The 16,977-nt window shown below is 61.7% G+C and carries 16 protein-coding genes; 8 read left to right on the top strand and 8 right to left on the bottom strand.

Translation table 11 applies throughout. The features are described 5' to 3' along the window. Nucleotides 1-47 precede the first annotated feature (47 nt). The 3 genes from PSH73_RS04590 (at nt 48) to fecA (ending at nt 3,913) form a co-directional block, all read left to right on the top strand. Nucleotides 48-536: a sigma-70 family RNA polymerase sigma factor gene (locus PSH73_RS04590; RefSeq protein ID WP_057958345.1), complete on the top strand. Its 489-nt coding sequence runs from the start codon at nt 48-50 to the stop codon at nt 534-536. Next, the gene (locus PSH73_RS04585; RefSeq protein WP_057958344.1) at nt 533-1,477 is read left to right on the top strand and encodes a FecR domain-containing protein; all 945 of its coding nucleotides are present in this window, start codon (nt 533-535) and stop codon (nt 1,475-1,477) included. The genes PSH73_RS04590 and PSH73_RS04585 overlap by 4 nt, the downstream gene beginning before the upstream one ends. A gap of 90 nt (nt 1,478-1,567) precedes the next feature. Beyond that, on the top strand, nt 1,568-3,913 hold the full coding sequence (gene fecA, locus PSH73_RS04580; RefSeq protein ID WP_305462019.1) for a TonB-dependent Fe(3+) dicitrate receptor FecA: 2,346 nt from the start codon (nt 1,568-1,570) through the stop codon (nt 3,911-3,913). A gap of 123 nt (nt 3,914-4,036) precedes the next feature. Here the strand turns inward: fecA and PSH73_RS04575 are convergent, their stop codons facing one another. Both PSH73_RS04575 and PSH73_RS04570 read right to left on the bottom strand, forming a co-directional pair. Then, on the bottom strand, nt 4,037-4,444 hold the full coding sequence (locus PSH73_RS04575; RefSeq protein ID WP_057437847.1) for an HPF/RaiA family ribosome-associated protein: 408 nt from the start codon (nt 4,442-4,444) through the stop codon (nt 4,037-4,039). Nucleotides 4,445-4,656: 212 nt separating this feature from the next. Beyond that, entirely contained in the window at nt 4,657-5,604 is a 948-nt protein-coding gene (locus tag PSH73_RS04570; protein ID WP_057437845.1) for a LysR substrate-binding domain-containing protein, read from the bottom strand. Nucleotides 5,605-5,742: 138 nt separating this feature from the next. On the opposite strand from PSH73_RS04570, the gene PSH73_RS04565 reads away from it, so the two are divergent. The 3 genes from PSH73_RS04565 (at nt 5,743) to PSH73_RS04555 (ending at nt 9,056) form a co-directional block, all read left to right on the top strand. After that, nucleotides 5,743-7,119 (top strand): L-serine ammonia-lyase, encoded by a 1,377-nt coding sequence (locus PSH73_RS04565; protein ID WP_057437843.1) that lies wholly within the window; start codon nt 5,743-5,745, stop codon nt 7,117-7,119. A 60-nt stretch (nt 7,120-7,179) separates the two neighbouring features. Beyond that, nucleotides 7,180-8,469: a serine/threonine transporter gene (locus PSH73_RS04560; protein WP_057437841.1), complete on the top strand. Its 1,290-nt coding sequence runs from the start codon at nt 7,180-7,182 to the stop codon at nt 8,467-8,469. 269 nt (nt 8,470-8,738) lie between these two features. Continuing rightward, on the top strand, nt 8,739-9,056 hold the full coding sequence (locus tag PSH73_RS04555) for a DUF3509 domain-containing protein (protein WP_057444533.1): 318 nt from the start codon (nt 8,739-8,741) through the stop codon (nt 9,054-9,056). Nucleotide 9,057: 1 nt separating this feature from the next. Here PSH73_RS04555 and PSH73_RS04550 read toward each other — a convergent pair whose 3' ends face one another. Then, on the bottom strand, nt 9,058-9,507 hold the full coding sequence (locus tag PSH73_RS04550) for a phosphate-starvation-inducible protein PsiE (protein WP_057958341.1): 450 nt from the start codon (nt 9,505-9,507) through the stop codon (nt 9,058-9,060). A 333-nt stretch (nt 9,508-9,840) separates the two neighbouring features. Here PSH73_RS04550 and PSH73_RS04545 point away from each other — a divergent pair, with 333 nt between their 5' ends. Beyond that, complete coding sequence (locus PSH73_RS04545) at nt 9,841-10,101, top strand: YebG family protein (RefSeq protein ID WP_003188807.1); 261 nt, start codon at nt 9,841-9,843, stop codon at nt 10,099-10,101. A 32-nt stretch (nt 10,102-10,133) separates the two neighbouring features. On the opposite strand, the gene PSH73_RS04540 is transcribed toward PSH73_RS04545, so the two are convergent. Continuing rightward, nucleotides 10,134-11,174, bottom strand: coding sequence for a Glu/Leu/Phe/Val dehydrogenase dimerization domain-containing protein (locus PSH73_RS04540; RefSeq protein WP_057958339.1), 1,041 nt, complete (start codon nt 11,172-11,174; stop codon nt 10,134-10,136). A gap of 185 nt (nt 11,175-11,359) precedes the next feature. Between PSH73_RS04540 and PSH73_RS04535 the strand changes: the two genes are divergently transcribed. Continuing rightward, nucleotides 11,360-12,163 (top strand): SirB1 family protein, encoded by an 804-nt coding sequence (locus PSH73_RS04535; RefSeq protein ID WP_057437838.1) that lies wholly within the window; start codon nt 11,360-11,362, stop codon nt 12,161-12,163. Between the two features lie 81 nt (nt 12,164-12,244). Here PSH73_RS04535 and PSH73_RS04530 read toward each other — a convergent pair whose 3' ends face one another. The 4 genes from PSH73_RS04530 to hmgA all read right to left on the bottom strand — a co-directional run bounded on the left by PSH73_RS04530 (nt 12,245) and on the right by hmgA (nt 16,910). Continuing rightward, on the bottom strand, nt 12,245-13,600 hold the full coding sequence (locus PSH73_RS04530) for an aromatic acid/H+ symport family MFS transporter (RefSeq protein WP_057437836.1): 1,356 nt from the start codon (nt 13,598-13,600) through the stop codon (nt 12,245-12,247). Between the two features lie 67 nt (nt 13,601-13,667). Continuing rightward, entirely contained in the window at nt 13,668-14,312 is a 645-nt protein-coding gene (gene maiA, locus PSH73_RS04525; RefSeq protein ID WP_305462016.1) for a maleylacetoacetate isomerase, read from the bottom strand. 12 nt (nt 14,313-14,324) lie between these two features. Then, complete coding sequence (gene fahA, locus PSH73_RS04520; RefSeq protein ID WP_057958337.1) at nt 14,325-15,623, bottom strand: fumarylacetoacetase; 1,299 nt, start codon at nt 15,621-15,623, stop codon at nt 14,325-14,327. A gap of 3 nt (nt 15,624-15,626) precedes the next feature. Then, nucleotides 15,627-16,910, bottom strand: a complete 1,284-nt coding sequence (gene hmgA / locus PSH73_RS04515) for a homogentisate 1,2-dioxygenase (RefSeq protein ID WP_252117590.1) — start codon at nt 16,908-16,910, stop codon at nt 15,627-15,629. Nucleotides 16,911-16,977: the final 67 nt, after the last annotated feature.

The raw sequence follows: 16,977 nt of genomic DNA, 5'->3' as shown, positions 1-16,977 counted from the left end.
ACAATTCTCGTTATCTAAAGCATGCAGATGCTGCCGGAGTGTTCGCGTTGCGGCCGTCCAATACCGTCGAAGTCCTGTATCACGACCATCACCACTGGCTGACCGGCTGGTTGCGACGCAAGCTCGGCTGCCCGCACAGCGCCGCCGACCTGGCCCAGGACACGTTCATCCGGGTGTTAAGCGCCCGCGAAACCCCGACGTTGATCGAGCCCCGCGCCTTCCTCACCACCATCGCCAAGCGCGTGCTGTTCAACCACTACCGCCGCCAGGACCTGGAGCGCGCCTACCTCGACGCCCTGGCGCAAATGCCTGAACTTGCTGCGCCATCGGAAGAAGCGCGGGCGATCATCCTGCAAACCCTGATGGAGCTGGACCAACTGCTCGACGGTTTGCCCGTGCTGGTCAAACGCGCCTTCCTGCTGGCCCAGCTCGATGGCCTGACCTACGCGCAAATCGCTGCCGAACTGGGGATTTCCATCGCCACCGTCAAACGTCATCTGAACAAAGCAGCCATGCGCTGCTATTTCGCCCTATGAACCCCACCACACACTTCTCGACCCAGGTCGCCGAACAGGCGGTGCAGTGGCTGATGCAAATGCAGCAAGGCCCGCTCAACCCGCGCCAACAGGCCAAATGGCAACACTGGCTGGAGGCCCACAGCGAGCATCAACGGGCGTGGGAGCATATTCAGCGGGTCAACCAACGCCTGCGCGGCATGCCCTCGCCCCTGGCCCACGCGGCGTTGAACGCACCGCAATCCAGCAGCCGGCGCCAGGCCCTGAAACTGCTGCTGATCCTCGGCGTCGGCTCGGCGGCTACGTGGGGCTTGCGCCAGCAGCACTTGATCCCGCCGTTGACCGCCGACTACCGCAGCCCCCTCGGCCAGCGCCGCAAGGTACAACTGGCCGACGGCAGCCAGCTGCAACTCAATACTGCCAGTGCGGTGGATGTGCAATTCGATGGCCCACAGCGCCTGATCCGCCTGCTCGAAGGCGAGATATTGCTGCGCACCAGCACCCCGTTGCAGATCATCACCGGCCAGGGCGTCGTCAGCACCCAGGCAGCACAGGTGAATGTGCGTCAGTTCAACGATCACACCCAGGTCGCGGTGCTGGATGGCCAGGTGGAGATTGCACCCAGGTCCTACAGCGGCCTGCCCCTGCCCTTGGAAAAATCCCACCAGGTCAACCTCACCCGCAAAGGTTGGGATACCCCGCGCCTCACCGATGCCAACACGGGTGCCTGGGCCGACGGCATGCTGGTGGCATCGCACATGCGCCTGGCAGATTTCCTCGAGGAACTGAGCCGTTATCGCCGCGGCCAATTGCAGTGTGATCCGCAGGTGGCCAACCTGCTGATCTCCGGCAGCTACCCGCTGGACGACAGCGAACGCATCCTCGACCTGCTGCAAATCAGCCTGCCGGTCAAAGTGCGGCGGTTTACCCGCTATTGGGTCAGCGTCGAAGCCCGCGCCTGAATTATTTTCGACACCCGTGAGCCGTTTTCCGTACCTCGCGTGACAGAGAGGGAAAGCCACCCTGTTTCCCACCTCTGAGGAACGTTCTTCATGCCCCAGCAACCGACTCGCCTGACGCCACTTGCCCGTACGCTGCGCCACTTGCTGCTGGGCGCCAGCCTCAGTTTCAGCGCCCTGCCTTACGCCCTGGCGGCCGAGGCCAAGCCTTATCACATCGCCCCGGCGTCTCTGGAAGCGGCATTGAATCAATTTGGGCGTGAGGCTGGCGTGCTGATTTCGTTTGGCTCCGAAGTGACTGCCGGCGCGCAAAGCCAGGGCCTGCGGGGCAACTACACCACCGAGCAAGGTTTGAACGCATTGCTCAAGGGCACCGGCCTGCAAGCCCGCGCCGAAGGTGACAATGCCTATAGCCTGCAACCCCTGAACGCGCCGGCGCCGCTGGAGCTGGGCACCTCCAATGTGGTGGGCGACTGGCTCGGCGATGCGGCGCAGATCAATGTCTTCGAACACCCCGGCGCCCGTGATGTGATCCGTCGTGAAGAATTCGAGCGCCAGGGCGCAACCCAGGCCCGTGACGTGCTCAACCGTATTCCCGGGGTCAACGCGCCGGAAAACAACGGCACCGGCAGCCACGACATGGCGCTGAACTTCGGCATTCGCGGGCTCAACCCGCGCCTGGCGTCGCGCTCGACGGTATTGATGGACGGCATTCCGGTGCCTTTCGCGCCGTATGGCCAGCCGCAGCTGTCGTTCGCGCCCATCAGCATGGGCAACATGGATGCCGTGGACGTGGTGCGCGGCGGTGGCGCGGTACGCTACGGGCCGCAGAACGTCGGCGGCGTGGTCAACTTCGTGACCCGGGCAATTCCCGATGCACCGATGGTCAAGGGCGGCCTGCAGACCGAGACCAGCCCGTCTTCCAGCCACGATGGCTTCAAGACCACCGGCAACCTGCTGGCCGGCGGCACCGCCGACAATGGCCTGGGCGGCGCGCTGCTGTATTCCGGCACCCGCGGCGGTGACTGGCGTGAACACAGCGACACCCAAATCGACGACCTGATCCTCAAGGGCCACTACCAGCTGGACGAAGCCAACAGCTTCAATGCCATGGCCCAGTACTACGAGGGTCAGGCCGATATGCCCGGTGGCTTGAGCACGGCGGCCTACAAGGCCGACCCGTATCAATCCACCCGGCCCTACGACAAGTTCTGGGGCCGCCGTACGATGTTCAACGTAGGCTATCGCTACCAGGAAGATCGCCGGGAATTCACCGTCAACAGCTTCTTTACCAAGACCTTGCGCAGCGGTTATCTGGACCAGGGCAGCTTCCTTTCGCTGTCGCCGCGCGAATATTGGGTACGCGGCCTGGAAACCCGCCTGGCCCAAGGCTTCGACCTCGGCCCGAGCAGCCACGAGGTGGGTGTGGGCTACCGCTACATCAACGAGGCCGGGCATGAATTGCGCTACCGCACGCCGATCAGCGCCAACCAGCAACTGCCCAATACCGACAGCCGCAACGACCGCGACACCCGAGGTGGCACCGAAGCCAACGCGTTCTTTATCGACGACCGGATCGATATCGGCAAGTGGACCGTGACCCCGGGCATCCGCTACGAGATGATCAAGTCCCAGCAGACCAACAACCTGACCGACGTCAAATACAAGGGTGACTACAACACCGCCCTGCCGGCGTTGAACGTGCTGTATCACCTGACCGACGACTGGAACCTGTACGCCAACACCGAAGGTTCCTTCGGCAGCGTGCAGTACAGCCAGATGCCCAACCGTGTGAGCAGCGGTGCGGTCAAGCCAGAAAAGGCCCGCACCTGGGAAGTCGGCACGCGCTACGACAATGGCGCGCTGCGCGCAGAAATCGGCGCGTTCCTGATCAACTTCGACAACCAGTACGAAAGCAACCAGACCAACGACTCGGTGATCGCCCGGGGCGAAACGCGGCACCAGGGTATCGAGTCCAGCGTCAATTACGCCCTCGACGGCTTGAGCCCGGCGCTAGCTGGCTTTGATGTGTACGCCAGCTACGCCTATGTCGATGCAACCATCCGCGAAGACGGCCCGAACAAAGGCAACCGCGTGCCCTTCTCGTCCAAGCACAAAGGCACCCTGGGCGTGGGCTACACCGAAGGCCAATGGAAGTTGAACCTGGACAGCACCTACCAGAGCAGCCAATTCGCCGATAACGCCAACACCCAGGCCGAAAGCGTGGATGGCAGCAATGGGCGCATCCCCGGCTACATGCTGTTCAGCAGCCGCGCGGCATACGACTTCGGCCCGCAGTTGTCGGATCTGAATGTGGCGGTGGGGGTGAAAAACATCTTCAACACCCAGTACTTCACCCGTTCGTTTGACGATAACAACAAGGGCAAATACGTGGGAGAACCGCGCACCGTGTATGTGCAGACCTCAGTCGCGTTCTGACGGGCCGGCAAAGATCCTGAATACACTGCTGGCCAGCTCCGACATTTGATACCTATCAGCCACAAAAAAAACGGGCCTGCATCTGCAGGCCCGTTTTGTATGGGGTTGAAAAACAGTCAGCAATCAGCTGTTAAGCGCAGCCTGTTCGTTTTCCAGGAATTCCTCTTCAAGCCCGGCTTCATCGACTTGGTTGTTGGGCGTGCGTTTCTCTGCACGCGGCTTGCCTTGCAGTCTGCCGAACAGATGTTCCAGCGCGTTATCCAGCTTGGTGGCCGCCCCGTCGATCGCTTGTTCCAGGGTGTCGGCTTTATGGATGACCGAAATCGGTTGATGACCCTTTGGCCGCGCTTCCAGGCGGCAACTCAAATCATGGGGGCCCGGCTTGTCGCCGTTCTCATCCCGCAGGTAGACCTCGACGCGGGTCAGGTCTTCTTCATAACGTTCGAGCGTGCTCTCAATGGTAGTACGTACCCACTCCTCCAGTCGGATGCTGCTTTCAATATGGTTGTCGCTGTTGACTTGGATTTGCATAGTGTTTCCCTTATTTCAGCTAGCTCGCCAGAGATCACCACTGCAACACCGATGCGGTGAAACCATGACCTCTTAACTACACAATTGAGCACCTGAAGGAACAATTCAACCCCTATGCAAAGATAAATCCCACATTACAAATTAAGCCTGACAGCCGCCCAAAGCGCTGTTATCGTCGGGAGTTGGGTATCCCCACCTACCTGCGTAATTCCTCACAATTGCCCCTCTCCCAAGGGGTGCAATCCGCGAAAAATCCCCGCCTCTTCCACCAGCCAATCATGCACCGCACGCACGCCGGGATGGTTCAGTGCGCCTGGCGCATACAGCAGCACGTAGCGCTTGTGATTCGGTACCGCAAGGCCGAATGGCACGATCAGGGTGCCGCGCTCCAATTCGTCATTGAGCAGGGTGCGCCGGGCAATCGCCACGCCCATGCCGGCAATCGCCGCCTCGATGGTCAGGTGGTTGCGGTTAAAGGTGTGCCCACGTCGCACGTCGGCGTCGGGATAGCCGATCGCATTCAGGTAAAACTCCCACTCGGCGTATTCATAACTCCCACGCCAGGCCGTGATGTCGTGCAACAGCGGGAAGTGGGCCAGGTCGGCCGGACCGTGCAGCGGCGGCCGCCCGCGCAACAGGCTTGGCGCGCACACCGGGAATATCTGCTCGTCGAGCAAGGCTGTGGATAACAAACCGGGATAACTGCCGTCGTTGAGGTCGATGGCCAGGTCAAAGTCGCCTTCGTGCAGGGCAATGCTGCTGTCCTCGGCCACCAACCGTAACTGGATATCCGGGAAACGCTGCTGCAGACGCGGCAAACGCGGCGTCAACCATTTGCCCAGAAAGGACGGAATCGAGCGCAGCCGCAGGGTGCCGCTGATCATCCCCGCATCCAGGCGCTGCAACTCGGCATCAATGCTGCCGTAGGCCTCGCTTACCGTGGTCGCCAGCCGCTGCCCTTCGGCACTCAACTCCACGCCACGCGCCCGGCGATGGAACAGGCGAAAGCCCAGACGCTCCTCCAGTTGGCGAATCTGCTGGCTGACCGCCCCAGGGGTGATGTGCAGTTCTTCGGCGCAACGGGTAAAGGATAAATGCCGTGCAGCGCAGGCAAATACGTGCAACCAGACATAGGTCTGGGCATGCAGGGGGCGAGCCATAGAGTTTAGTCCTGCTAAAGGGTGTCTTAGGATAATTCGTTGGTCAGTGCCGATCTAGAGGCTCAGTATCGCGCTTCTTCCGCTTGTCCTACAAAACATGGCAGCGATTTCCTACTCCATAGCTTGTAAGGCTTTAGCATGGCTATCAGCGTTTTTGATCTATTCAAGGTGGGCATCGGCCCATCCAGCTCCCATACCGTGGGCCCTATGCGGGCTGCGGCAACTTTCGCCCAGTCCCTCACCGACCAACAATTGCTGGAGCACACCCAACGCGTGGAAGTGCGCCTGTACGGCTCGCTGTCTGCCACCGGCGTGGGCCACGCCACCGATCGCGCGTGTGTGATGGGGTTGATGGGCGAATGGCCAGATCGGGTTGACCCCACCTCGATCGGGCCGCGTATCCAGCAGTTGCGCGAATCCTCCAGGTTAATGCTTGCAGGCCAAAAAGAAATTGCCTTCAACTGGCAGCACGATCTCCTGTTGCTGGAAGAAAGCCTGCCCTACCACCCCAACGCCATGTCCCTGCATGCCTACGGGGCAAACGGCCTGTTGAGCGAACAGACCTACTACTCGGTGGGCGGTGGTTTCATCATTGAGGCGGCCGAGGCCGAGTCGGGTATTGCTCCCACCAGCGATGTAGAACTGCCCTACGACTTTTCCAGCGCCGTCGAACTGCTGGCCCTGTGCAACAAGCATGGCCTGCGTGTCTCTGAATTGATGATGGCCAACGAACGCGCCTGGCGTAGCGATGAAGAAATCCGTAGTGGCCTGCTGCATATCTGGTCGGTAATGCGCGAGTGCGTCGAGCAAGGCCTGCGTGATGAAGGCATCTTGCCCGGCGGCCTGGATGTGCCGCGCCGCGCCGCAAAACTGCACCGCAGCCTGCTGGAAATCGGCAAACCGAATGTGATCACCTCGACCTTGTCGGCCATGGAGTGGGTCAACCTGTTCGCCCTCGCCGTCAACGAAGAAAACGCCGCCGGTGGGCGCATGGTCACCGCACCGACCAATGGTGCAGCCGGGATCATTCCGGCAGTGCTGCACTACTACATGAAGTTCAATGCCGACGCGTCCGACGATGATGTAGTCAACTTCTTCCTGGCCGCAGCCGCCGTCGGCATCCTGTGCAAGAAAAACGCCTCGATCTCCGGCGCTGAAGTCGGCTGCCAGGGCGAAGTCGGTTCGGCCTGCGCCATGGCCGCTGCGGGCCTGGCGGATATTCTCGGCGCCACCCCCGAGCAACTGGAAAACGCCGCCGAAATCGGCCTGGAGCACAACCTCGGCCTGACCTGCGACCCCGTCGGCGGCCTGGTCCAGGTGCCCTGCATCGAGCGCAACGCCATCGCCGCCGTCAAAGCCATCAACGCCACGCAAATGGCCCTGCGCGGCGACGGCAAACACTTCATTTCCCTCGACCGGGTGATCCGCACCATGCGCGATACCGGCGCCGATATGCATGACAAATACAAAGAAACTTCACGGGGCGGCCTGGCGGTCAGCTGGGTGGAGTGCTGAGGAGCACTGCTACCTGCCCCCTACGTGAGCCCGCGCAAAAATAATAATGAGGCAATAACGATGACCGATGTACGTACACCTGCTGCCGAAAACCCCGCTGCTGTCACGCAAACCGTAACGACCGGCTGGAGCAAACACGACACCACCTGGATGCTGGGCCTCTACGGTACCGCCATCGGTGCTGGCACTCTGTTTCTGCCGATCAACGCCGGGGTCGGCGGCTTCTGGCCGCTGATCGTGCTGGCGCTGCTGGCCTTCCCCATGACCTTCTTCGCCCACCGTGGGCTGACGCGCTTTGTGCTGTCGGGCAAATCCGGCGACATCACTGACGTGGTGGAAGAACATTTCGGCGTCGGCGCCGGCAAGCTGATCACCCTGCTGTACTTCTTCGCCATCTTCCCGATCCTGCTGGTGTACAGCGTCGCGCTGACCAACACCCTCGGCAGTTTCATGGAACACCAACTGCACATGACTGCGCCGCCACGGGCGATCCTGTCTCTGGTGCTGATCCTCGGCCTGATGGCCATTGTGCGATGCGGCCAGGGCGTGATCGTCAAGGCCATGAGCGTGCTGGTCTACCCGTTCGTCGCCGCCTTGCTGCTGTTGGCCGTAAGCCTGATCCCCAACTGGAACGGCGCGTTCTTCGCCTCCGCCAGTGAGGGCATGCCCCTGCCGGTGTTCTTCAAGACCCTGTGGCTGGCGATTCCGGTGATGGTGTTTTCGTTTAACCATTCGCCGATCATCTCGGCCTTTGCGGTGGACCAGAAACGCGTGTACGGCGCCCAAGCCGAACGCAAGAGCAGCGGCATCCTGGCCACGGCCCACGGCATGATGGTGCTGACGGTGATGTTCTTCTGCTTCAGTTGCGTACTGGCGCTGTCACCGGCTGATCTTGCCGCCGCCAAGGCGCAGAACATTTCGATCCTGTCCTACCTGGCCAACCACTTCCAGACCCCGGTCATCGCCTACGCGGCGCCGTTGATCGCGCTGGTGGCCATCACCAAATCCTTCCTCGGCCACTACATCGGCGCCAGCGAAGGCTTCCAGGGCCTGATCGTCAAAACCCTGCGCGGGCGCAACCGCACCTTGTCGGCGCGCTGGCTGGAACGCTGCACCGCGGTGTTCATGATCCTCAGTTGCTGGGCCGTGGCCACGTTCAACCCAAGCATCCTGGGCATGATCGAAACCCTCGGCGGGCCGATCATCGCGTGCTTGCTGTTCCTGATGCCGATGTACGCAATCCGCCGCGTGCCATCGCTGCGCCAGTATTCGGGCCAGGTGTCGAATGTGTTTGTGGTGTTGGTGGGGCTGATTGCGCTGTCAGCGGTCATTTTCTCGCTGGTGCCCTGAAACAGCTCACTGCACAGATCAACCTGTGGGAACGGGCTTGCCCACGATAGCGCTGCATCAGTCACTGAATGGTTGGCTGATCCACCGCAATCGCGGGCAAGCCCGCTCCCACAGGGGCAGTTCGTCGTCAGAAAGATAGCTGTACGGCACGCCCCTTGCTGTACACCCACTGAAGGAAAACGGAGCTTGCGACCGGTGGTCAGGCAACACGAACCAATCGCCATACCGGTCGTCAATCAGTGCATGTTCTTATCAGGCGGTAACGCACCATGGACAATCCTTTTCAACTGATCACCGACACGTTCGCCCCTCAATACCGGGTCAACCTGAGCATCCAGCGCCTGGACGGCAGCATCATGCTGACCCTCTCCGACGACAGCGGCGTGGTCGCCAAACGCATGATCAGCGCCGAACAGCGCAACGACCCGCAACGCCTCAAACGCCTGGTGCAAAGCGTGCAATTCGGCATTGCCATTGAACAAGGGCACAGCGCCATGGAGATTTTGGCAGTGATGACCGACGGCGACAGTCACAAACTGCTGCAGCGCCCGCCGAGCAACCGGCCGCCCATCGCGGCCGGGCTCTGACTCAGGATTCGGACTTTTCCTTGACCGATGGGTAGCGCGACGAAGCAAAACGCACCACCAGGATGGCGAACGCCAACAACAGAATCCCGCCACACAAGTAAATGATGCCCAGGTCCGGGGCATTGTGGTGGGACACGTCGCCGATCAGCAGGCGGGTCAACGCCGTGATCGCCACGTAGAGCAGGAAGCGGATGGGCATGTGGTTGGTCTTGAAATAGATCCCCACCATGGCGCCCAGCTCCAGGTAGATAAACAGCAGCAGGATGTCATCAACGCTGATGCCGCCTTTTTGCAACATGTCGATAAAGGTCATTATTGCCGCATAGGCGGTGATTGCACCGATACCAAAAAGCGCCAGATAGTGAAATGCCTCCACTGCCAGGTTGCCCAGGGAATCTGCACTCGCGTGCAGGCTTTTGCGCACTTTGTCGGCCCACTTCATTTCTGTCATCACTCACCACCACTGTTTAAAAAATAGCCAACTATTTGCCATTGCCTAAGCCATGCTTCGGCTCGGGGGGGATAATGCCCGTTTGGCATGACGATTTCTCTGCATGCAGAAAGAAGGCCAGAGATTGCAGAATGAGATGATGGTGGAATGACATGAGACACTTATCTTGCCGTTGGGGTTTACGACTGCGGCACTCCGACACCTGACAAACCCCATTTCCCAACTACATTAAAAAGCTGCTACCCAAACCCCATGGATTGGCTTATCCTTTTAGCTGTATATAAATACAGTAGTCGCAATAGACAACTATCGTGAAGGCATGTGAGGTGGTGAATGGCCGTCGAAGTGGTATACCGCAGCAGCCGAGATCTGGAGCGTTTGTTCATGGATAAAGCCGAAGCTGACCGTCATGACAAGATGCTTGAACTCGCTGAGTTGCTCGCAGAAGTGTTGCAAAAAGCCGTGCCGTCCCTGAGCGAGCAGCAGGTGGAGGAAGCCGGGATCTACATGGCGAAGAATCGCGATGTGTTTGCCAAGGCGTTCAAGAGCCAGCCGGATGCGTTGTCCGAGTTGCTGAACCCGGCGGCGGAATAAAGCCCGAATTGAACAGGCCCTGAATCATTGATTCAGGGCCTTTTTAATAAGGGCTCGGCGTACAGCAGCCGTTCGGCCAGCTCATCGGCCACTCGGGCAGGTGAGCGTTTTTCGGCCTGGGCGTGGCCGAAGATTTCGGTCAGGCGGGTGCCGATGTTGGACAGGTGCGCGGTGATGGTCGCCAGGTCCGCGCCGTTGTGCTTGAGGGCGACATAGATCAGGCCGCCGGAGTTGATCACGTAGTCCGGTGCGTAGAGGATCCCACGCGCCTCCAATTGGTCGGCCACTTGCAGGTGGGTCAGTTGCGCGCTGGCGGAGCCGGCCACGGCGGCGCAGCGCAGTTGGGCGACGCTCTGGCGGTTGAGGACGGCGCCCAGGCCGCACGGCGCGAGAATGTCGCAGGGGGTGCTGAGCAAGGCTTCGTTGGCAATCGGGTGCGCGCCCAGTTGCTCCATGGCCAGTTGCACTTTGCCAGGGTCGATATCGCTCACCAGCAATTCGGCGCCAGCGGCGTGCAGTTGTTCGGCCAGGGCGTAGCCGACGTTGCCCAGGCCCTGGATTGCCACACGCAGGCCTTCCAGGTTGTCGCTGCCCAGGCGGGCCATGGCGGCGGTGCGGATGCCGGCGAATACGCCCATGGCCGCATGGGGTGACGGGTCGCCGGCGGCGGTGGTGCTGGTGACAAAGCGCGTGTGCTGGGCGATGCAGTCCATGTCGGCCACAGAGGTGCCGCTGTCGATGGCGGTGATATAGCGGCCATCGAGCTGCTCGATACACCGGCCGAAAGCTTCGAACAGCGCGGCGCGGCTTTCCACATGGGCCGGGCGGATGATCACCGCGTTGCCACCGCCCACCGGCAGACCGGCCAGCGCGGCCTTGTAACTCATGCCTTGGGCCAGGCGCGCGGCATCGGCCACGGCGCTTTCATCGTCGGGGTAGGCCAGGTAGCGACAGCCACCCAGGGCCGGCCCCAAGCGACTGCTGTGGATGGCAATGACCGCCTTCAACCCGGTCACCGGGTCAACGCTCAGGTGCAGGGATTCAAGGCGGGTGCTGTGCATGAGAGCAAACATCGTCAAGCTCCCGAATCACTTCTTGTAGTCGCCAAGTATAGGCTGCCGGAAAAAGGTTGCCGGAGCGTGCAGGAATAAGCAGCCCGCAATTACAGGCTTTGCGACATATCCAGGTAGGCCGGTTCTCAAGAAGCTGGACGAAAGTTCTTGGCAAGGCTAAAACGGGACATCCGACGGAGAATGCAATGAATCCCCGCCAAGCCTTTTTCGAATGCCTGCACCGCTCGCCTCCGGCGCTGTTTGAAGCCGCGTTATGGATCGCTGCCGAGCACGACCCTGCCGTGGACCCGCAGGCGATCCTGGCTGACTTCACGGTGCTGCAACAGCAAGTCAGCCTCGGCATGCCGCTGCTGCCGGCCGATGAGCTGGGCCAGCCGTTGCTGCGGATAATGAATGACCTGGGGTTCGCCCAGGATGACTTCACCCCCTTGCGCCCCGCCGCCGCCCTGCTGGACAAGGTCTTACAGCGCCGCCGCGGACAACCCCTGGCCCTGGGCCTGATCGCCCTGGAGTTGGCGCGACGCCTGGAGATCCCTATGGTGGGGGTCAATTTCCCGGGGCACTTCCTGCTGCGGGTAAGCGGTGCCGATCATTTGCTCGACCCCTGCGGCGGGCGGCGGCTGTACCCCAACGACTGCCGCGAACTGCTGCAACGCCAGTACGGCCCCAATCTCAAGCTGCAAGCCGAACACCTGCGCAGCGCCGAGCCGCGACTGATCCTGCAGCGGCTGTCGCGCAACCTGCGGCAACTGCACCTGACCAATGACCATCACCTCGCGGCGCTGATCGACGCCGAGCGCGTGCTGGAGCTGGGCGACGCCAGCGCCGCCGACTATCTGGCGCGGGCCAGTCTGTACAAGCACCTGGATTGCCCGAATGCCGAGCGCTTCGATCTTGAGCATGCGCTGTTGCTCAGTGAAGACCCGGTGCAGCGGCTGCGCCTGACGGAGCGGCTGGGGCATTTGCCGCCTGGGGCGGTGGTGCATTGACGGGGGCTGACCTTGAACCGCGCCGCCCCCATCGCAGCCTCGCTGGGGCTCGACAGCTCCCACAAATAAGGGGGTTGCACTTCAGGATTCAAGCGGGTGCTGAAGGATCTCAACCGGCGCCTTGGCCTCGGGCGAGCGCACCTGAATGATCAACAACGCGGCGATCACCGCCGGAATCGCGCAGAAGAAGAAAATCTGCTGCACCGGCACGTGCATCGCCAGCAACATGCTGCCAAACAACGGCCCCAGGATCGAACCAAACCGCCCGACACCCAGCGCCCAGCCGGTGCCCGTTGCACGTACATGGGCCGGGTAGAAGTTGCTGGCAAATGCATTGAGGGTCAACTGGCCGCCGATGATGCAAAAGCCCGCCGCAAACACAAACGCCACCAGGTAACGCGGGTTGTCATGGTTGAGCCCCAACAGAATCGTGCACACCGCCGCTGCCGCCAATACACCGGAAAGCAGGCGCACTTTGCTTTTCAGGCGGTCGGCAAACCAGGCCATGCCAATCGCGCCCAGGGTGCCGGCGAACAGGAACATCGAGGTCACCAGGTTGGCTTTGTTCAAGGCCATGCCACTTTCCAGCAGCAGTGACGGCAACCAACTGATCATGAAATACAGCAGGATCAGGCTGACAAAAAAGGTCGACCAGATCAGCAGCGTCGGCCGTGCATAGCCATTACGAAACAACTCCACGACAGTCAGCTTGCTGCCCTGCTCCTGGCGATTCTGTTCTTCGCTGGCTGCCGGTGCCTGCCAACCGGGCAGCATGCGCGCCGTGACTTTCTGCAGGCGCGTATAGGGCGGTGCATCGCGCAACAAACGCGGCAAGGATTCAGGCAGCAGCCATACCAGAAAGGGAAACAGCAGCAACGGCGTCACGCCACCGGCAAGGAACACCGCCTGCCAGCCAAAGCTGTCGATAAACCCCGCCGCGACAAAACCGCCTGCTGCCCCGCCGAACGAGAACCCGCAGGCCGCCAGCGTCACCATCAACGTGCGCATACGCGGTGGCGAATATTCCGACATCAAGGCCATGGCGCTGGGCATCGCGCCGCCCATGCCAATGCCGCAGATAAAACGCGCGGCCATCAGGGTATTCAGGGAGTTGGCGAATACCATCAGCACCGTGAGGCTGGCGTAGATCAGTACGCAGGCGAGCAGGATGCGGCGCACGCCGAAACGGTCGGCCAGGGGCGTCACAGCCAGGGAGCCCAAGGTCAGCCCCAGCAGGTTGGCACTGAACACCGGGCCGAAGGCGGCCTTTTCCAGGCCCCAGTCCTGGGCCAGGGCCGGGACCACGTAGCCCAACACTTGAGCGTCATAGCCATCGGTGACCAGCAACAACGCTAACAACAGGAGAATCAACCACTGGTAGCGCGACACCGGACGGGCGTCGAGTGCCGCGCGAAAGCTGGCAATCTGATTGTGCATCGCAAGGACCTTTTTATTTTTATGGGGCATCACTTGTGGGAGCTGGCAAGCCAGCTCCCACATGGATCTAGGGGGTGTCAGGGGTGTCAGGTTGGTTGGAGGGGTGGGCCTGGATGAAGGCGGGGTGTTTGGCTGCCAATGCGGCGACACGCAGGATTCGCGGGTAACCCTCCAGCGCCACCTTGAAGCGCTCTGCCGCATACAACTGCGGGATCAGAAACGCATCCGCCAGCCCTGGCTGGTCACCGAAGCAATAGCCCTGGTCACCGATCAATTGCTCCACGGCGCCCAGGCCCTGGCTGATCCAGTGCCCGATCCACTCCAGCAATTGCGCCTCGTCATGCCCCCACTGACGCAGCAGGTTCTGAGTGCTGGAGTTGTGCAGCGGGTGGATGTCACAACCGATGATCGACGCCACTGCACGCTGATGGGCGCGGGCCGCCAGGTCCTTGGCGAGCAGCGGTACCTGTGGATAACGTTCGTCCAGGTATTCGATGATCGCCAGCGACTGGATCAACAGTTCGCCCTCGTCGGTACGCAACGCCGGGACACGGCCCTGGGGGTTGATCGCCAGGTACTCGGGCTGGCGGTGGGCGCCGCCCTTGGGCACCAGCAGGTTGACCGGCAGCGCGGTAAAGTCCAGGCCCTTGAGCGCCAGGGCGATACGCACCCGATAAGACGCCGTGGAACGATAGTAGGTATAGAGCTCCATCCCCTCGCCCCCTTAGCGCGCGGCGACCACAGTGCCACGGCATTCGCCGAAACCAATGGAGGCAAACCCCTCACGCTGGCAGCGGGCGCGCAGGATGATTTCATCGCCGTCTTCAAGGAACTTGCGCACTTCGCCGGAGGCCAGTTCGATCGGCTTTTTGCCGCCTTCGGTGATTTCCAGCAGGCTGCCGAACTGACCGGCCTCGGGGCCCGACAGGGTGCCCGAACCAAACAGGTCGCCGGCCTGCAGTTGGCAGCCGTTGACGCTGTGGTGCGCGACCATTTGCGCCACGGTCCAGTACATGTGTTGGGTGTTGCTCAGGGTCAGACGATGGGGCGCCAGGTTCTGCTCGCGCATCGCGGCGGTGGTCAGCAGCACTTCCAGTTCGATATCAAAGCCGCCAGCGGCCTGATCACGGGGGTCCAGCAGGTACGGCAGCGGTTGTGGATCGCCGGCCGGGCGTGCGGGCTGGGCCTTGCGGAACGGTTCCAGGGCTTCGGCCGTAACCACCCAGGGCGAGATGCTGGTGATAAAGCTTTTCGACAGGAACGGCCCCAGTGGCTGGTATTCCCAAGCCTGGATATCGCGGGCCGACCAGTCGTTGAGCAGGCAGAAGCCAGCGATATGCTCGGCGGCATCGCCAATGGCAATCGAGTCGCCCATGGCATTGCCCTGGCCGATCCAGATGCCCAGTTCCAGCTCGTAGTCCAGGCGTGCGCACGGGCCGAAGGTCGGTTCGGTCTGGCCGGCTGGCAGGGTCTGGCCCTTGGGCCGGCGCACCTCGGTGCCGGAGGTACGGATGGTCGAGGCGCGGCCGTGATAACCAATCGGCACGTACTTGTAGTTGGGCAGCAAGGGGTTGTCCGGGCGGAACAGTTTGCCGACGTTCTGCGCGTGTTCGATGCCGACGTAGAAGTCGGTGTAATCGTTGATTTTCGCCGGCAGGTGCATCTGGCAATCGGCGGCCAGTGGCAACACCTGGGCGCCCAGGGCTTGCAGCTGGGCTTGCTGGCTGCTGCCCTCGGCGAGCAGTTCCAGCAGGCGTTCGCGCAGTGCCACCCGTGGGCCGCGGCCCAGTTCGAAGAAGGCGTTCAGTTGGCCGTCCGCCATAGCGTCGATGGCGCGGCGCGCTTCACCGTCAAACAGGTCACGGGCCGCTTGCAGATCAAAAATGTGCTCGCCGATCGCCACGCCACTGCGCGGTGCCGAACCGTTGTGGCTGAAGATGCCCAGGGGCAGGTTCTGCAGGGGGAAGTCCGTGTGACCGTTGGCCGAGGCCACCCAACTGCGGGTGAGAGTGGACTGCGTCATGGCTTATCTCCGATTCGGGTTGAAGGTTGCCGGCAGCGTGGCCCAGCAAGCGTCGTAAGTGTTTTGCAATTGCGGGCAATCCAGGGCGAAGCGGGTCGGGCGCAGCACCTGGCTGGTCTCGAACATAAAGGCCATGGTGTTATCAATTTTGTGCGGCGCCAGGTCGACGGCGATGGCCTTGGTGCAGGTCTCTCCATCCGGACCGTGGGCGCTCATACAACTGTGCAACGACGCGCCGCCGGGCAGGAAGCCTTCGGCCTTGGCGTCATAGGCACCCTGGATCAGGCCCATGTATTCGTTCATCAGGTTGCGGTGGAACCAGGGTGGACGGAAGGTGTTCTCGGCCACCATCCAGCGCGGCGGGAAGATCACGAAGTCGAGGTTGGCCAGGCCGTGAACGCTGGTGGGCGAGGTCAACACAGTAAAGATCGACGGGTCCGGGTGATCGAAGCTCACCGTGCCGATGGTGTTGAAGCGGCGCAGGTCATATTTGTACGGCACGTTATTGCCATGCCAGGCCACCACGTTCAGCGGCGAGTGGTCGAGGGTGCAGCCCCACAGCTCGCCGAGGAACTTCTGCACCAGGGGCGTCGGTTGCGAAAGATGTTCGTAACGGGCGACCGGGGTCAGGAAGTCCCGGGGGTTGGCCAGGCCATTGCTGCCAATCGGCCCCAGGTCCGGCAGGCGCAGCGGCGCGCCGTGGTTTTCGGCGACGTAGCCGCGAGCCTGGGCATCCAGCAGCTCGATGCGAAATTTCAGGCCCCGTGGCAACACGACGATTTCCAGCGGCTCGACCTCCAGCACCCCAAGTTCGGTGGCGATGCGCAGGCGGCCTTGCTCGGGAACGATCAACAGTTCGCCGTCGGCATTAAAGAACACCCGCTCCATGGAGCAGTTGGCACGGTAGTGATAGATGCTGATACCGGAGGGTTTCTCGGCGCCGGCGTTGGCCACCATGCCGACCAGGCCATCGATAAAGTCGGTGGGTTCTGCAGGTATATCCAGCGGGTTCCAGCGCAGGCGGTTGGGCGTGACCTCGCCCAGCGGGCCGCCGGCCAGTTGCCGGTCCAGCTTGATGAATGCCGGGTGATTGGCCGACGGCTGGATGCGATACATCCAGGTACGCCGGGCTTCGCTGCGCACCATGGTGAACGCGGTGCCGGAGAACAGTTCGGTGTACAGCCCGTAGGGCGCTTTTTGCGGGGAGTTCTGGCCGACCGGCAGTGCACCTGGCAAGGCTTCGCTGGCGAATTCATTGCCAAAGCCCGATTGATAATCGAGGGTCATGGATCGTCCTCAGTAAGGAAGTTGTTTTTATCGTAATCCAGTTACGCATAACGTAATTTGCTCCGTA

It is taken from the genome of Pseudomonas sp. FP2294 (genome assembly GCF_030687625.1).
Taxonomy (GTDB): domain Bacteria; phylum Pseudomonadota; class Gammaproteobacteria; order Pseudomonadales; family Pseudomonadaceae; genus Aquipseudomonas; species Aquipseudomonas shahriarae.
The sequence above is the reverse complement of the archived record's forward strand: the minus strand, read 5'-3'. Positions and strand labels throughout refer to the sequence as shown.

Bases quoted from the DNA above. Each gene is read 5' to 3' on its own strand.
- PSH73_RS04585 (WP_057958344.1), top strand. From the start codon at position 533: ATGAACCCCACCACACACTTCTCGACCCAGGTCGCCGAACAGGCGGTG.
- fecA (WP_305462019.1), top strand. From the start codon at position 1,568: ATGCCCCAGCAACCGACTCGCCTGACGCCACTTGCCCGTACGCTGCGC.
- PSH73_RS04575 (WP_057437847.1), bottom strand. From the start codon at position 4,444: ATGCAAATCCAAGTCAACAGCGACAACCATATTGAAAGCAGCATCCGA.
- PSH73_RS04570 (WP_057437845.1), bottom strand. From the start codon at position 5,604: ATGGCTCGCCCCCTGCATGCCCAGACCTATGTCTGGTTGCACGTATTT.
- PSH73_RS04565 (WP_057437843.1), top strand. From the start codon at position 5,743: ATGGCTATCAGCGTTTTTGATCTATTCAAGGTGGGCATCGGCCCATCC.
- PSH73_RS04560 (WP_057437841.1), top strand. From the start codon at position 7,180: ATGACCGATGTACGTACACCTGCTGCCGAAAACCCCGCTGCTGTCACG.
- PSH73_RS04555 (WP_057444533.1), top strand. From the start codon at position 8,739: ATGGACAATCCTTTTCAACTGATCACCGACACGTTCGCCCCTCAATAC.
- PSH73_RS04550 (WP_057958341.1), bottom strand. From the start codon at position 9,507: ATGACAGAAATGAAGTGGGCCGACAAAGTGCGCAAAAGCCTGCACGCG.
- PSH73_RS04545 (WP_003188807.1), top strand. From the start codon at position 9,841: ATGGCCGTCGAAGTGGTATACCGCAGCAGCCGAGATCTGGAGCGTTTG.
- PSH73_RS04540 (WP_057958339.1), bottom strand. From the start codon at position 11,174: ATGTTTGCTCTCATGCACAGCACCCGCCTTGAATCCCTGCACCTGAGC.
- PSH73_RS04535 (WP_057437838.1), top strand. From the start codon at position 11,360: ATGAATCCCCGCCAAGCCTTTTTCGAATGCCTGCACCGCTCGCCTCCG.
- PSH73_RS04530 (WP_057437836.1), bottom strand. From the start codon at position 13,600: ATGCACAATCAGATTGCCAGCTTTCGCGCGGCACTCGACGCCCGTCCG.
- maiA (WP_305462016.1), bottom strand. From the start codon at position 14,312: ATGGAGCTCTATACCTACTATCGTTCCACGGCGTCTTATCGGGTGCGT.
- fahA (WP_057958337.1), bottom strand. From the start codon at position 15,623: ATGACGCAGTCCACTCTCACCCGCAGTTGGGTGGCCTCGGCCAACGGT.
- hmgA (WP_252117590.1), bottom strand. From the start codon at position 16,910: ATGACCCTCGATTATCAATCGGGCTTTGGCAATGAATTCGCCAGCGAA.